General features: G+C 50.5%; 14 protein-coding genes. 10 read left to right on the top strand and 4 right to left on the bottom strand.

Going from position 1 to position 14897, the window contains the following annotated elements:
• The first annotated feature begins 334 nt into the window (after positions 1-334).
• From KGF88_RS05720 to KGF88_RS05685, 8 genes are all read left to right on the top strand, one after another.
• A complete protein-coding gene (locus tag KGF88_RS05720; RefSeq protein WP_153827311.1) occupies positions 335-736 on the top strand; it encodes a GFA family protein in 402 nt (133 codons plus the stop codon).
• Between the two features lie 82 nt (positions 737-818).
• Positions 819-1604 carry a DUF429 domain-containing protein gene (locus KGF88_RS05715; protein ID WP_153827302.1) on the top strand — a complete coding sequence of 262 codons (786 nt, stop codon included), beginning with the start codon at positions 819-821 and terminating at the stop codon, positions 1602-1604.
• A 2-nt stretch (positions 1605-1606) separates the two neighbouring features.
• Positions 1607-3136 (top strand): FAD-binding domain-containing protein, encoded by a 1530-nt coding sequence (locus tag KGF88_RS05710; protein WP_162014639.1) that lies wholly within the window; start codon positions 1607-1609, stop codon positions 3134-3136.
• A gap of 137 nt (positions 3137-3273) precedes the next feature.
• Positions 3274-3573, top strand: coding sequence for a monooxygenase (locus KGF88_RS05705; protein ID WP_153827304.1), 300 nt, complete (start codon positions 3274-3276; stop codon positions 3571-3573).
• 38 nt (positions 3574-3611) lie between these two features.
• A complete protein-coding gene (locus tag KGF88_RS05700) occupies positions 3612-7301 on the top strand; it encodes an ATP-binding protein (protein ID WP_162014640.1) in 3690 nt (1229 codons plus the stop codon).
• Positions 7301-7918, top strand: a complete 618-nt coding sequence (locus tag KGF88_RS05695; RefSeq protein ID WP_110076927.1) for a hypothetical protein — start codon at positions 7301-7303, stop codon at positions 7916-7918. Before KGF88_RS05700 ends, KGF88_RS05695 begins: the two co-directional genes overlap by 1 nt.
• Positions 7918-9210 (top strand): hypothetical protein, encoded by a 1293-nt coding sequence (locus KGF88_RS05690; protein WP_153827306.1) that lies wholly within the window; start codon positions 7918-7920, stop codon positions 9208-9210. The genes KGF88_RS05695 and KGF88_RS05690 overlap by 1 nt, the downstream gene beginning before the upstream one ends.
• Positions 9211-9228: 18 nt before the next feature.
• Positions 9229-10044: a DUF7281 domain-containing protein gene (locus KGF88_RS05685; protein WP_153827307.1), complete on the top strand. Its 816-nt coding sequence runs from the start codon at positions 9229-9231 to the stop codon at positions 10042-10044.
• A 173-nt stretch (positions 10045-10217) separates the two neighbouring features.
• On the opposite strand, the gene KGF88_RS05680 is transcribed toward KGF88_RS05685, so the two are convergent.
• The 3 genes from KGF88_RS05680 to KGF88_RS05670 form a co-directional block, all read right to left on the bottom strand.
• Positions 10218-10745, bottom strand: coding sequence for a hypothetical protein (locus KGF88_RS05680; protein ID WP_153827308.1), 528 nt, complete (start codon positions 10743-10745; stop codon positions 10218-10220).
• Positions 10746-10846: 101 nt separating this feature from the next.
• Positions 10847-11263: a VOC family protein gene (locus KGF88_RS05675; RefSeq protein WP_153827309.1), complete on the bottom strand. Its 417-nt coding sequence runs from the start codon at positions 11261-11263 to the stop codon at positions 10847-10849.
• Positions 11264-11291: 28 nt separating this feature from the next.
• Positions 11292-12284: an LLM class flavin-dependent oxidoreductase gene (locus tag KGF88_RS05670; protein ID WP_153827310.1), complete on the bottom strand. Its 993-nt coding sequence runs from the start codon at positions 12282-12284 to the stop codon at positions 11292-11294.
• A 129-nt stretch (positions 12285-12413) separates the two neighbouring features.
• Between KGF88_RS05670 and KGF88_RS05665 the strand changes: the two genes are divergently transcribed.
• The gene (locus tag KGF88_RS05665; protein WP_202912530.1) at positions 12414-13130 is read left to right on the top strand and encodes a sulfatase-like hydrolase/transferase; all 717 of its coding nucleotides are present in this window, start codon (positions 12414-12416) and stop codon (positions 13128-13130) included.
• Positions 13131-13178: 48 nt separating this feature from the next.
• Here the strand turns inward: KGF88_RS05665 and tnpA are convergent, their stop codons facing one another.
• The gene (gene tnpA / locus KGF88_RS05660) at positions 13179-13607 is read right to left on the bottom strand and encodes an IS200/IS605 family transposase (protein WP_257119926.1); all 429 of its coding nucleotides are present in this window, start codon (positions 13605-13607) and stop codon (positions 13179-13181) included.
• 43 nt (positions 13608-13650) lie between these two features.
• On the opposite strand from tnpA, the gene KGF88_RS05655 reads away from it, so the two are divergent.
• Positions 13651-14841, top strand: a complete 1191-nt coding sequence (locus tag KGF88_RS05655; protein WP_219968268.1) for an RNA-guided endonuclease InsQ/TnpB family protein — start codon at positions 13651-13653, stop codon at positions 14839-14841.
• The last annotated feature ends 56 nt before the right edge of the window (positions 14842-14897 follow it).

Raw genomic sequence — 14897 nt, 5'->3', positions numbered from 1 at the left:
CTATCGAGCAACGGCTAATGAAGTAAGAAGCATCGCCCGATAGGGCGGTGAGAAGTCACGTGACGACGAAACGATTGGCATTATTGCGCTAACGGCTGCTGCGGTTATCACCGAAGTAGCATTTTGGATCACAGCGCTACTATTTGGCATGGCCATGGTTGATGCCCGTAAGATGCTCTGGCACAAGCTTACTGGGCGCTCAGCTAGCCAAGCGTAAGTTAGCCACTCCGAAAGGTTAACGAACCAATCCAAGGTGGCGGAATTCTTATTCTTGAGTAGAGTAGTTGTTTATTATCTCAATTTAACTCAACGTAACTCAAAAAAGGATAGGACTATGGCAACTCATAGAGGGTCGTGTTTATGCGGCGCCGTCACCTTTGAAGTTCAGGGCGAATTTGACAGTTTTTATGTGTGTCACTGCCGTTACTGCCAAAAAGATACCGGCTCGGCTCATGCCGCTAATCTTTTTGCGAGTTCAGCCACGTTAAACTGGCTTGCTGGAGTTGAGGCAGTCACTTCATTTACCCTGCCCAATACCCGACACAGCAAGAGCTTCTGCAGACACTGTGGCTCGGCTTTACCTAATCAACCGAGTGCATCTATGTTGATGGTTCCTGCTGGGTGTTTGGATTCGCCCATCAATCTATCACCTACAGCTCGTCTTTTTACCGCCAGTGAACCTACCTGGTGTAAGGCTTTAGAGACAAGCCCAACGTTTCAAGGTTTACCTGAATAACATCTTGTTGTCGCAGCTCATCATGATCTAAAACCACCGAATAGACAGTAATGAGAGTTTAAGGTTAGGCAGGAGAAATGTGATGGCGTCGGTGGTGGTAGGCGTGGATGTGGCATGTTCACGACAGAAGCGTATTCCGATTGTTTTTGCGCAGTGGCAAGGGGCGCGGTTGGTGCCGTTGCCGGTGCGACAGTTGGCGGTACAACCTCCGTTTGGACAGGGCAACAGACGCGTTATTGATGACGCCTATACGGCGAGTTACGCCGAGCAAGTGCGCGCTTATATCGATGCCGTGTGTGACCATTACCAGTTGCAGATTGCGTGTATTGGTATCGATGCGCCGCTCCGCCCGCGCGCTGAGCAGCTCTCATTTCGGTTGGCTGAACAGGCGTTAGCCGACGCTGGCATTCGTTGTTACAAAACACCGTCGGCCACAGAATTCAGGGCTATTGTGGACAAAGCGCGGCAGCACTTGGCCGCTCGAAAGCCCGTTGCGAACATGCCTCATGTGATGCAATTGTGGATGCTTGCTGGTTTTGCGTTGGCCGAACAGTTAGCAGAGCTGGCGCCGTTGATTGAAGTTTTTCCGCAGGCAACGATTCGGCAACTACTCCCGCAAACTCCGCATAAGACCGCCCTGGGTGTGCCTGAGCAGCAATTGGCTGCCATTGCACAGCACAGCGGTTGGCCAGCCACAGAAAACGAGTGGCAACAGCTACCGCAAATTAGTTTTGGCAGCACCCACGATAAAGTTGACGCCTACAGTGCGGCTTGGGTTGCTGGCTTGAAAGTGCACGCACCGCATCGATTACAGGTGTTTGGAGAGGTGGCACAGGATGATGCGATCTGGGTGCCGCGCGCAGTATGAAGATGTCGACAAGCGTTCAGGTGGTTTGGTTTAAACGCGACCTTCGTTGTGTCGACCATGCGGCGTTGGCTGCAGCCGCTAAAGCTGGGCCGGTGCTGGCTTTGTATGTGATTGAGCCGAATTATTGGCAGCTCTCTGATACCAGTAACCGCCAGTGGATGTTTGTGCGTGATGCCTTGGTGGATTTGCAGCAGCAGCTGGCGGCGCTGGGCGGACAATTGTGGTTAGCTCACGGGCATGTACTGGAGGCGCTAAGCGAGTTACATCAAGTGCTGCCGCAGTTTGTCCTGCATAGTCATCAAGAGCACGGTAATTTATGGACCTTTAAGCGCGACCAAGCAGTGGGGCGGTTTTGTCGTGGGCACCAGCTAACTTGGCATGAGTATCCCCAGTTTGGGGTGGTGCGGCCAGTACAGCGCCGTGTTGGTCGCTTTCATGAGCATTGGTTTGATTGGATGCAGCAAGCGCAGCAGACCCTGCCCGAGCACATCGCTTTTGTGCCGCCGGCGTGGTTGGAATCTACCTCGTTGCGGCCGTTGGCGATTGAGTTACTGCCCACCAATTTAGGCACTGATGCTTACCTGTTGCGATCGCGCCAGCAAGGCGGACGCCGCGAGGGTTTGGCATTATTGGAGAGTTTTCTAACTCGCCGTAGTGAGCGTTATCGAGGTTCGATTAGTTCACCTTTGACGGCGGTTTCAAGCTGCTCGCGATTGAGCCCTTATTTAGCTTATGGCTGCTTGAGTTTGAAAGAAATTGTGCAAGCCACCGAGAGCAGCCGTGCCAAAACCGTGCCCTTGCATTGGCGTAAAAGCCTAGCGGATTTTAGCCAACGATTATGGTGGCATTGTTATTTTATTCAGCGCTTTGAAAGCCATCATCGAATTGAGTTTCAGGCGTTGGTGCCGGCTACGGATAAGTTGCCGCGGCCTTTTGATGCCGAGCGTTTTGCTGCGTGGCAGCATGGCCGTACCGGCTGGCCGATGGTGGATGCCTGCATGCGTTATTTGCATGTGCACGGCTGGATAAATTTTCGGATGCGCGCCATGTTGGTTTCTGCGGCAACCTATTCACTGTCATTACCATGGCGCCCGGTGGCCGAGTGGTTAGCGCAACTGTTTGTGGACTACGAGCCAGGGATTCACTTTCCGCAGGTGCAGATGCAAAGTGGCCACGCCAGTAATTCGATTCTACGCATTTATAACCCGGTGATGCAGGCGCAAAAACTTGATCCACAAGGGCAATTTGTGCGCCGCTGGGTGCCAGAACTGCGTTCTATCGATGCGATGTGGCTGTTTGAGCCTTGGCTGATGCCGGTGCATCTAAAACAACAGCAGGGCATCGATTACCCGCTGCCATTAGTCGACTTTGAGCTGGCCCATCGACAACTCAAAAATGACGTGAGCCAGCTACGCAAAGAACACAACCTTCGCCCCGCCCGCGGCTTCAATGAGCGCCGCTCGCGCACCGGCTCACGCTCACGCTCACGCAAAAACACCCCACCCGATAACCAACTCAGCCTGTTTGACTAACCCGTGAGGAACTTGCGGCCCCAGCTACGGACCCAGCTACGGAGGTGGGTCTGCAAGTTCCTCAATGAATTGTTGTAAGCGCGGTATCATGGTTTAATAATGGCTAGGTTTGTTGCTATAAAAGGTGGAGGTTGGTGATGAAGATATTGCAGGTGGATTTTCCGTATGCAGGGCCGTTTGGTGCTGAGATGGCGGCACAGATGCAACAGTTGGCAGAATCTATTACCCAAGAGCCAGGCTTTTTGTGGAAGATCTGGACAGAAAACCAAGCTAATGGTGAAGCGGGCGGTCTTTATGCTTTTACTGACGAGGCCTCAGCACAAGCTTATTTAGAGATGCATAGTGCCCGGTTGAAGTCGTTTGGGGTGCCATCCGTACGTGGCCGCATCTTTGATGTAAACAGCGAGTTATCAACGATTACTAAAGCTCCGCTTTAACTCCCTACTTAAAAACTAAAATAACTGACGGAAACGAGATGGCGAAGCTGTTAAAGATAATCATGATTAATGGGCATCTGCCGGGTGTGGTGGAGTTGGAACTGGATGGCCATACCAATATTTGTGGTAGCAATGCATCGGGTAAAACCACGTTGCAACGGATGATTCCGGTTTTTTATGGTGAGCTTCCTAATCGGGTGGTGCCGCGCACTCGACTAAGTTTTGATAAGTATTATTTGCCGTACAAAAATAGTTACGTGATTTATGAATACGAGCGACCTCGCCATGGTTTGGCGCAAGTGGTTTTAACTAAGCGCGCCGATGGGATTGATTATCGGTTTGTGGATGCCGGCTATGATCCACAGCATTATTTATTAGAAAAAACCGATGGCGTGGTGGCTAAAGAATATCAAGATTGGGCGCACTTTATGCGTGGGCTGTCGATTGATATGTCGGCCAAGATCTCGACCACCACGGAATACCGCAATATTATTCTTAACGATATTAAAAATGACCGTAGCCAGCGTAGCGAGAGTTTAAAATATCGGCAATTAGCAGCGCGTTATGCGCTAGCCCAAGATAATCATAGGTTGCGCCATATTGAGAAACTGGTGTCTGCGGTGCATGCCAAAGAAGGCAAAATGGATACGCTGAAAAGCATGCTGGCGGCCATATTAGAAGAAGACGGCTATCAGCGCCCAGCCAATACGTTTACGGGCGATAAAATTAAAAGCTGGCTGCGTGATATGAAGCAGTTCATGAAAGTTGAACGCTTGCAAAAGAGTCTAGCTGAAATTGAGCGCGTAAGTGCCGAACGCAATAATAATGTGGCGGCATTATGGCAATTAAAAAAGGTGATTGAGAGCGATTTTAGTCAGCAAAAAATAGCGAAGGCAGATGCTGAACAGCGGTTACAACTTTTAAAGCGGGAACTTGCAGAGGCGCAAGCTCATTACGAGCAGGTACGAGGCCAATTACGCCAACAACAAGGTGATGCACAAGCTGATTTGGATCAAGCTGAACAGCGTTTGAGCAGTGCCCAGCGCGAGTATGATGATTATCGCGAGCAAGATGTAGAGCGGCTGGGGCGTGAGCTGGAGTTGTTACCTGAACGCCGCGCCGAACTGCAAGAGTTAGAGCAGCATTATCACTTGCTGATGGAAAAGCACCAAGATGCGGAACAGCAATTAAATAGTCACAAACTGAAATTGCGCGATGCGCTAGAGCATAAGAGTCAAAAATTACGTGCGCAGATGCAAGTTAAAGCGGGTTTGCGTGAACAATTGATGCAGACGCAACTGGATGCCGCCAAGCAGCAGAGTCTGCAGTTGCAGCAAGAGTTGCAACGAGTGCGTGAACAGTTTGAGGCGCAGTTAGAAGCGCTGCAAAACGAGTTGGCGGCTAAGCAAGCTCAAGCGGGCTTGTCGATGCTTAATAGCGACGAGCACGAGGCGATGCGAGTAGCTGAAGCGCGGGTAGATGAAGCGCAAGAACGCCTGAATCAGCAGCAAACATTGGTGACCAAGCAACAGGAGCAGCTGAATGTAGCGTTGCGTGAGCGCGAGCGCGCTGATGCGGATGTGCGTGACGCGCGTAGCCGCAGTGCTCAAGCTGCGAGTCGGGTGGAGCAATTGCAACAGCAGTTGGCGCCGGCTCCTGGCAGTCTCCGCCAGTTTTTAGGGCAGCATGTGGATGATTGGCAACAGAGCTTGGGGAAAGTACTAGCCGAACCTTTATTGCAGCGTACTGATTTAGCGCCGCAACAGGTCAATCACCAAGAGCAGCCCAGTTTGTATGGCATTCAGCTAGATTTAAGCGCCGTTGAATTGCCCGATTACGCCAGTACCGACGAGCGTTTGCAGGAGCAACTCGAGCAAGCCAGCGAGCAGTGGCAGCGCACCCAGCAACAGGTGCAGGAAACAGAAAAGGCTTTTGCGAAGGCAGTTGAGCATGCGAAATTGCAGCAACAACAATTAGATAGGTTGCAACAGCAGTTACGCAGCAGTAGCCAAGATGTGGAGTTTGCCCGCGACAACAAGCAACGCTTACTGCATACCCAGCGCCAATTAGAGCAGGAGCGTAAAGGGCAACTGCGGCAGCGGTTAGAGCAGTTACAGCAACAACTGCAGAAAACTAAAGAGCAGCGAGCGCAGGCCCTAGCTGAGGTGGAATCGGAGCAGCAAACGCTGGCGCTGGAGCAAACGGCGGAATTTCAGGAGCAGTTGCAAATCCTTGACGATGCCGTGGCTGATTTAAGCAGCGAACTCGAGCGCGCCAAGGCACAAACGGCTGAGCAAATGGCTGACTTAGAGCGAAGCTTTAGTGCCAAGCTGGCTGACGAAGGGGTGGACCCGAAACGCTTAGCCGAGCTAAAGCAGGAGCGCTTACAACGTAGCGAACATATTCGTGATACCGAGGCTCAACGTGATCATTTTGCCAAGTATCAGCAGTTCATGCAGGTGACTTGGCAGGGCCTAAGGCCGCAATGGTTGGCTGCTGAGCAACGTGCAAAACAACAACTGCGCGAAATAGGCGCAGAGTTAGAGCTGCACGAAAATAAGTACCGTGATCAGAAGCAACTGCTGCAACGCCAAGCCAACGAAGTGAAAGAGCAGTTGGAGAAAATTGAGCGCCAGGTGCTGAATTTACAGGCTTTGGTGCAACGCATGGCGGATTTGCCGGTAGCAACCATAGCTGCGCTTGATACTGATTTTAATGCCGGCGATGTTAGCGAGCACGTGGCGCGAGCTCACCAGCTGTTGGATGATAAGCAGAAGCTTGATAAAGATCTGGAACAGCGCGTTCCACGCTTAGAGAGTGATTTACGCCAAGATGCCGATAGCCAATTTATGAGCTTTATTGAGCAATCATTGGGGCAGTTGGGCGAAGCCCCAGATCTACAAGCGCAAGTTACTACCTTAGCTGAATTGTTAAAAGTGCTGGAAGCCAAACAAGAGCAAACCATTGATCAAGGTCGAACCATCGGTAAAGGCTTGTTTGAATTCTTTACCGTGTTTAATGATATTCATAAACGCGTGAGTGATTACAGCCGGCGCTTAACCCAAGCGGTTACTGATGAACTAACTTTAGATGGTATTGATAAAGCCGAAGTTAAAATCAGTTCAACTATTGATGAATTAAGCTTTTGGAAGCCGCTTAAAGAAATGACCTATCAATACAAGGTGTGGAATAGTTCTGGCGAATTGTTACCACCTGCGGAATATATTGAACATTTAACTGAGGTGGCTGATTTACTGAAAGCGAATCAGGAATACACCATCGAAAGCTTATTGAAATTACAATTAAACCTGATAGAAAACGGTGAGCCGGTGGTGATTCGTAACGATCGCCAATTAACGGACTCGTCGAGCCATGGTATGGCTTATCTTATTTTATGTAAGTTCTTATTGGCCTTTACGCGGTTATTACGACCACCGCAAGCGGACGTGACCATTCATTGGCCGATCGATGAGATTGGTACCTTGGCATATCACAACGTTGAAAAGTTATTTGATGCCTGTAATCACAACAACATTGATATTGTGGGGGCCTTTCCTAACCCTGAAAGTGATGTGTTGTTGCTGTTTAAGCATAGGTATTTGATTGAACCTCATGCGCAGCAACCTAACAAAGGCCAGTTAAAGCGGATTAAACCACGCGTGTCTGAGCTTACGAAAAAGTTACAGCAGTTGCAGCCTGCTCATCAGGTGACAGGAGGTACCGCCTAATGCCACACGGACCTTTACTAGAAGCCTTGTTAGCGGGGCAGTACATTTGTGCAATCACCAACGAAGATTACTTTACCAAGTTGCAGCGCGACGAGGTGCGTGAAGGCTTGGATGATTATTTACGCCCACTGAACCGCCGGGTGGCCACCAATGATGAACAAACCGTCTTTTTCTTGGCCTATCGCGATATCGACGAACCCGCACGCGAGCACTTAAAACAACAGCTCAGTGTGGTGATGAGTTCGATGTTGCCCTTGTTGGAGTGGTTAACCTATGTGCAAGAAGCCATGGGTAGCGACGCGATTTTGACGGCTGGCGATACCATTAAACTGCAAGAGTTGATGGTAAAAACTGAAGACAACCCAAGTTTGCGTCAGCGCCTGCAAGCCCTAGCAAATGATAAGTTTTTTAACTCGAATGCAGATGCGGTAGATGCCCAAGCCAAGCAAGTGGCTAAGCGCTTGGTTGAGCATGGTTATTTGCTGCAGCCTCATGCCAATCGGTTGTATTTTACCGTCACTGGTAAAATAGATTATTTGCTTGATTTGGTGCGCTTTATTAAAGATGAAGAAAACATTCCGTTGGATGAAAGTCAGAGCCAAGTGGAGTTACTCTAATGGCTGGACAAGAGCGCGAATCACAGCTGCTGAGTGGCTTGTTTGAGGTAGGAGCAGAGCGTCTCAAATTGATAGGCGACCATGCGAAGCTACTGATGCAGGGTTATTTACGCGGTAGCATTGACGTGGCTGCAGTATCCGAGCGCAGTTTAAAGCGCTTGATAGCAGCGCGAATTCTGTATCAACCTGACGCTAGCACCGAAGTTAAATTACGACATCCGGTAACGCAATTAGTCGCGGCTTTGGTGACTGACGAAAGTCGTCGGCAAATTGATGCCGGTGTGGCCGATAAACTGGTGGCGATTCGTGGTTACGTAGAAGGCATGCGTGAGGCCCAGCGTATGGGCGATGGCGTACGTGTTGATAGCCAGATGCTGCGTATAGAAGAGGCGGTTTATGATTTAACCTCACAATTTGAAGAAGCCATTTTTAGTTTATGGCACCGCTTGAACAGTAACTTTGGTTTCGTTAGCAATTTAAGCGATAAAATTCGTGAAAACGGTCGTGCTCAGCAGCAAATCAAGCGTCTTATTGAAGGGTTGTCGCTGATTGATTTTGATGAGTTTATTGAGCTGGCGGAGGGACATCCGGGGCTGCGTAAACTATTGGTGAGCCGTCTGCAGCAACAAATTAACACCCACCATGGCAGTTTGCTCGAAGTTCAAAAACGCTTAGTTGAGCTGATGACACGCTTCCGAGAGCAGCAAGAACGCAGCTTGTTGGTGGTGAATATGGCGGGTTTTTTGCGCGAGCATCCAAGCTTTGCCATCGGCGATTATTCCTACCGTACTCAGGTGCCCAGATTGGTGAACCATGCCGCTCCGGTGCTGGCAAGTGCGGGGGTAGCGCTGGATAAACGCGAGCAGCAGCCGGCCTTGGTGCCGTTAATTCATAGCTTGTACAAAGAGTTGGCGCTGAAAGCCAAAGTGGATACGGCCAGTTCTAATAGCAATAGCATTGAGGTGAATGCCAAGCAACAAGCCGTTGAGGCACGTCAGCAGCAGCTCAAAGAAGATGCGATGCAATACTTTATTGCGGTCTGTGAGCGGGCCCAAGATACCCAGGCCCATGACGCTGAGCCCTTGTCTGCGCTTGATTACTTGCAGCAACAACAATTGTCATGGCCACCCGAGGTGTGGTTATTTCAGGTGTTGGGCGAGTACAACGGTTTGCCTCGTCACGAGCAGCAGTTATTTGAGTTGTATCGGCAAGAGCAGCCCGCCAGTCGTTTTAACCACCTGTATCTGATTGCTGATATTGCTGTGCGTTATCAGCCTCAATCGGCGGCTTAGGTCGATGGTGCCCTACGTATGTCTGATTTAAAGCCCCGTGAGCGTAAGTTACTGCAAACTATTGCGGCGCAATTGCAACGCCAGTTGAGAGTGGTGCGAACCGTGCGGGCTACCGACCAAGCTGTGCTTGAATGGTGTGTGGAGCAAGATCTGATTGCTAGTCATGCGGCTCAGCAGCCACAATTTGCCTACAGCCAAGAGCTGCTCAAGGGCATTAGTACGCGCCTGCAGCAACAACAGTTGGCGCCGCTTGGTACGGACCTTAGCGGTAGCAGTCTGGCCCAAGCCAAACAAGGGCAAGCTGAACATAAGAGTGTCCGCAGCAAGCCGCGGGCGCAGCGGGTGTTGATGGCTCGGCAGCAGGAGATCTTGGATGTCGACCAACGCAACTTAGATCTCGATAACTATGCGGCGTTGGTGGTGGTGGAGAATCTAGATTGCTTTTATCAGTTGCAGCAATTTCAGTTGCCGTCTACGCCTGCACCCATGTTAGTGGTTTACCGCGGCGACGTGGCTTACAGCCAAGGCCGGGCGGCATTGTTGCAACGCTGGCGCAGCAGCGCTAAACCGCTATGCTACTTTGGTGATTTGGATGCCAAGGGCTTTCATATCGCGCAGCAAGAAGGTTTTAGCCATATTGCGGTGCCTGAGTTAGCGTGGTTTTGTGAGCATGCCACAGCACATGCTTATCCGGCCAAACAGCAGGTGTTTGCTGAGCAGCTTGCTGGTGGTGGCGATTTAGCTGGGTATCATCAACTATTGCAACGTGAACAACGCGCCATGTTACAACAATGGCTGCAGGATATTCCCCTGCATTGGGCCCGTTGTCGTTAGCGTAGAAAATCTACTTGTTCGGCGCTGTAGCGGGTTAACTTTAAGCGTTGGCCGATATGCAGGGCCGCACGCAATAACCAGGCGGGCAACCGTTTCGCTTTAAAGAGCGCTGTCATGCTCACCCGCAAGGATGCCATTTAGCAGCAACAACGAACTCGCAGACATAGGTGCTCCTAGCGATTTGAGCGGTTATCAGCCATAGAGGCGAGGGCTTGGCGCTCGGTTGCCAGGGCTTTTAAGTAGCTCTCTTTGTGCACGTAATAAGCCATGCGCTCGAGTTGCAAATAGTTCATGCCGCCATCAATACGCTGATTGGCATGTTGCTGTACTTTGTCGAAAAAACTCTGCGCAGCGCTGGGGTTATCCTGTTGCAGACGAATCACCGCCGCCACTAATTGAGCTTGCTCATCACGACCTTGCCAGCCAAGCCCCGAAGCCTCGACCATGCCCATCACAAACAGATTGGCATGGCGCGGACTGAATATATTAAGGTACAACTGCGGTGCGTGACCGTGCCAATTCAAGTGTTCGGCTGCAATAAAAGGGTAATGCAGTTGGTAACCTGTGGCTTGCAAGATCAGATCGTAATCGGCCTGTTGGCCATCGACAAAATCTGCGCCGCTGGGTGTGAGCCGGCGAATATCGGGGCGTACTTTAATATCACCATGGCCAATATGATGCGGCTGGCTGGCAGGGTTCAAGTTGGTACGATGTTAATTTTGATGCACAAACCAACGAGCTCGATCTCCAGCTGATAGAAGCGGCTGTAGGAACTGTGTGTGATGCGCAATAGCTGGCTGCGTTAGCTTGGCCAAGCGGGGTTGAACACCACTTCCCACAAATGGCCGTCGGGGTCGCTAAAATAACCAGCGTAGCCGCCCCAAAACACCGTTTGTGGCGCTTTCACTTGGCTGGCTCCGGCGGCAAGTGCTTGCGCAAATACAGCATCTACTTGGTCGCGCTCAGCCACATTGTGGCTGAGCAGCATGTTGGTTGAGGTGGGCTCAGCAAGTGACAACCCTGTGTCGCGAGCTAAGCTAGCACGCGGCCACAGGGCAAGTTTAAGCCCGGGATTAATATCAAAAAACACCACCGCACCGTATTCGTATTGGGTGCCCACAATGCCAGCAGTAGGCCAGCCTAAACCATCGCGATAGAAAACTAGTGCACGTTCTAAATCGTCAACCGCTAAGGTAATGACCGAAATACTTGGCTGCATGTGGGGCCTCTCTGGTGATTGTGGCTGGTTACAGCTCGTCATTTTGCATTGCTTGCGCAATAAGCTCGACGGAGCGCAAGCGGGCTTGATGGTCATACACGTCCGATACAATCATGAGTTCATCGACACCGGTTTCCTTGATGAAGCTCTGTAAGCCTTGTCGCACCGTATCAGGAGCGCCAATCACGGACCGCGCTAACATGCGTTCTGCGGTTGCCTTCTCTCTTGGTGACCAATAGCTCTCAATGTCGTCTATGGGTGGCTGACTTAAGCGCTGGCGACCGCCGGCTAAATCAGCAAAAGACATCTGCTGAGTGGTGGCTAAACGCGTAGCTTCGGCATCCGTGTCAGCAGCAATCACATTAATGCCCGCCATCGCGTAGGGCTCGGCTAGTTGCTTGCTGGGCTTGAACTTACTGCGATAAAGTTGCAGCGCAGGCAGAAGCATTTCAGGTGCAAAATGGGAGGCAAAGGCATAGGGCAAGCCAAGTTCAGCGGCTAAACTGGCGCCGTACATGCTCGAACCTAAAATCCACAAAGGCACTTCCGTACCGGTAGCTGGTACCGCCAAGATCGCTGGTGACTCGCTAGCTGGTGCTAAGTAGCTCTGTAACTCCAAGATATCTTGTGGAAATTGCTCAGATGCATGAGCCGGACGGCGCATAGCACGAATAGCGACGGGGTCCGTGCCAGGGGCTCGGCCTAAACCTAAATCAATACGGCCCGGATACAATTGAGCGAGCGTACCAAATTGCTCCGCAATAATGTAGGGCGCATGGTTGGGTAGCATGATACCGCCTGCGCCGACCCGAATGGATTGCGTGCCGCCAGCGATGTGTGCAACCACCAATGCGGTTGCCGCACTAGCAATACCCGGCATGTTGTGATGTTCAGCTACCCAAATTCGTTGGTAGCCCCATTGTTCGGCGTGATGACCAAGATCACGAGCGTGATTAATGGCAGTGCCAGCATCAGCTGCGGTGGTCACACGCACCAGTTCTAGTAGGGATAATGTTGTCATAGGGGCATTATCTTACATCCAGGTTGGCGGAGCAATGGTATAAATAACTTCCATATGAGCAGCACTAGCTTTGACTTAAGCGAGTAATGGGTCTTTACTTAGTGGTTACGTAGCTAGGGAAAGAAACCTATGTGGCACCTTGTTAGAATGTTCGTTTTATCATCAGCGGTGTTGTTGAGCGCATGCAATAATGATTCTGGGGTGGCAACTCCAGTACCTCCGCCACCAGAGCCGCCGCTGGCAGAAACGCCACCCAACATCCTGTTTATTGTTATCGATGATGCAGGTATCGATCAGTTTTCGGCTTTTGGGTATGGCGGTGCGGTACCGGCAAATACCATGTCGATTAATGCTATTGCTGAAGCTGGGGTGCGTTTTCGTAATACTTGGACGATGCCTACCTGTTCGCCCACCCGGGTGACGTTTTTTGATGGTCGCTACCCCTTCAGAAATGGTGTTCGAAACGCAATTGTTTCAACGGATTTAGCCAACTCCCAAATGTCTCCCTACGCGGTTTCGGTACCTGAATTACTGCGTTCAGAGGCCGGCTACGTGAGCGCACTTATCGGTAAAATGCATCTAACAGGGTCTGATTTAGGGCCAGATAACCATGCCCTTGGTGACAGCGCCATGCGTGATTTAGGCTGGGATTATTTTGCCGGTTATCTTGATGGTGCGCCTTACCCGATCGATACAACCGCGGGAGGAATTGCGCCAGAGGGTACTTATCAGTGCGGTTGGGTGCCCATTACGGCACTGGATGAAGAACATGGTGCGGATCGCGGGGTTTGTTACTTTGCCGATCAAACTTTTCAAGTGATGAATGATTTAGCAAAACCCGCGTAAACCCTCGCCCAATCGGGCGGGGATATAAGCGGGAAACGCGAAGCGTTTCTAGTCAGGTGTGGCCTGACTTTGTACATATTCTTTCAGCGTTTCAATCGTTGCACCACCTGCGCTACAGGCAAAATAGGAGCGCGACCAGAGCGCTGCGCTCTTGCTTTGCCGGGGTACGTGGGTATTGAGTCTACGTATCCGGCGAGATGAAACCGATTTCAGGTTGTTCACCATAACGCTGATCGCCAGTTTCGGTGGGTAGGCCATCAACAGATGAACATGATCTTCTTCACCGTCCATTTCCAGCAGGTTACATTCCAGTTTCTCGCAAGCAGACTCAAATGCTTCACGCAGCTGCTCAATCATAAAGCCATCGAACAGTTTTCGTCGGTACTTGGTGGTAAAGACCAGATGAACAACCAGCTTGGTGACGCTGTGACGTTTTCTAAGGTAATCTGATAGCAATTCTTTATGATGCACACTCACTTGAAATATGACATTAATAGCTTATAATGAATGAATTATATCAATGAGCGCTGAAATGTTAAAGGCCACGAAAGTACGCATTTATCCCACACCTGAGCAGGCGGAATTTTTAAACCGCCAGTTCGGTGCTGTGCGCTTTGCGTATAACAAGGCTTTGCACATCATTAGCAGCCAGTACAAGCGTCACGGCCTGAAATTGAAGGCCAAAAAAGACCTCAAGCCGCTGTTGGCTGTTGCGAAGAAATCTCGCAAGTATCACTGGCTCAAAGATTTTGATTCGATTGCACTCCAGCAGGCATGTATCAATCTGGATAAAGCCTTTCAACATTTCTTTGATCCCAAACTGCCTTCTCGTTATCCCAAGTTCAAGCGCAAGCACGGCAGGCAGTCCAGCTATCATTGCATGAGCGTTGATTGTGGTGATGACTGGATTAAAGTGCCGAAGTTAAAGCAGCCCATTAAAGCGCGTATTCATCGCAAGGTTGAAGGAAAACTGAAAAGCATCACCCTGTCCCGCACTGTGACAGGTAAATACTATGCCTCGCTACTGCATGAAGATGGGCAAGAAGCTCCTGCGCCCATTCAAAGCCTGAATGCTGTTCAAGTTCTCGGATTGGATATGGGTTTAACACATATTGCCATAGATTCAAACGGCACGAAAAAACCGAATCCACGCTTTTTGAAGAAAGCCAGTGCCAATCTGCGCCGTAAACAAAAAGCCTTATCACGCTGCAAAAAAGGCAGCAAAGGTCGTGCAAAAGCCCGACTTAAACTCGCTAAGGCGCATCAGCGCCTGGCGAATGCTCGTGCTGATTTTCAGCACAAGCTGTCTCGACACGTTATTGACGAAAACCAAGCGGTAATTGTCGAGACACTGAAAGTCAAAAACATGCTGAAGAACAGGAAATTGTCCAAGCACATTGCCGATGCGAGTTGGTCAGGCTTGCTCCAAAAGCTGGAATACAAGGCCAAAGAGCAAGGCAAGCATCTGGTTAAAATTGATCAATGGTTTGCCAGCTCAAAAACCTGCTCTTGCTGTGGACACAAGCTGGAATACTTGTCACTGAACGTGCGTGACTGGCAGTGTCCATCCTGCTCAACACAGCGTGATCGGGACATCAATGCAGCCTTAAATATCAAGGCGCAAGGTATTTTAAAATTAAAGGCCGCAGGACTGTCGGTTTCTGCCAATGGAGGCAAGCGTCAATCTGGTCACGTACCAGTTGCTGCCTGAGAAGTTGGAAGCCTCGCCCGTGGCGCTTTAGCGCTTAGGGCGGGGAGCAGTCACTT

This window comes from Idiomarina loihiensis (genome assembly GCF_024584785.1).
Lineage (GTDB): Bacteria > Pseudomonadota > Gammaproteobacteria > Enterobacterales > Alteromonadaceae > Pseudidiomarina > Pseudidiomarina fusca.
Note: the sequence above shows the minus strand (reverse complement) of the source record. Positions and strands in the feature narration are given on the sequence as shown.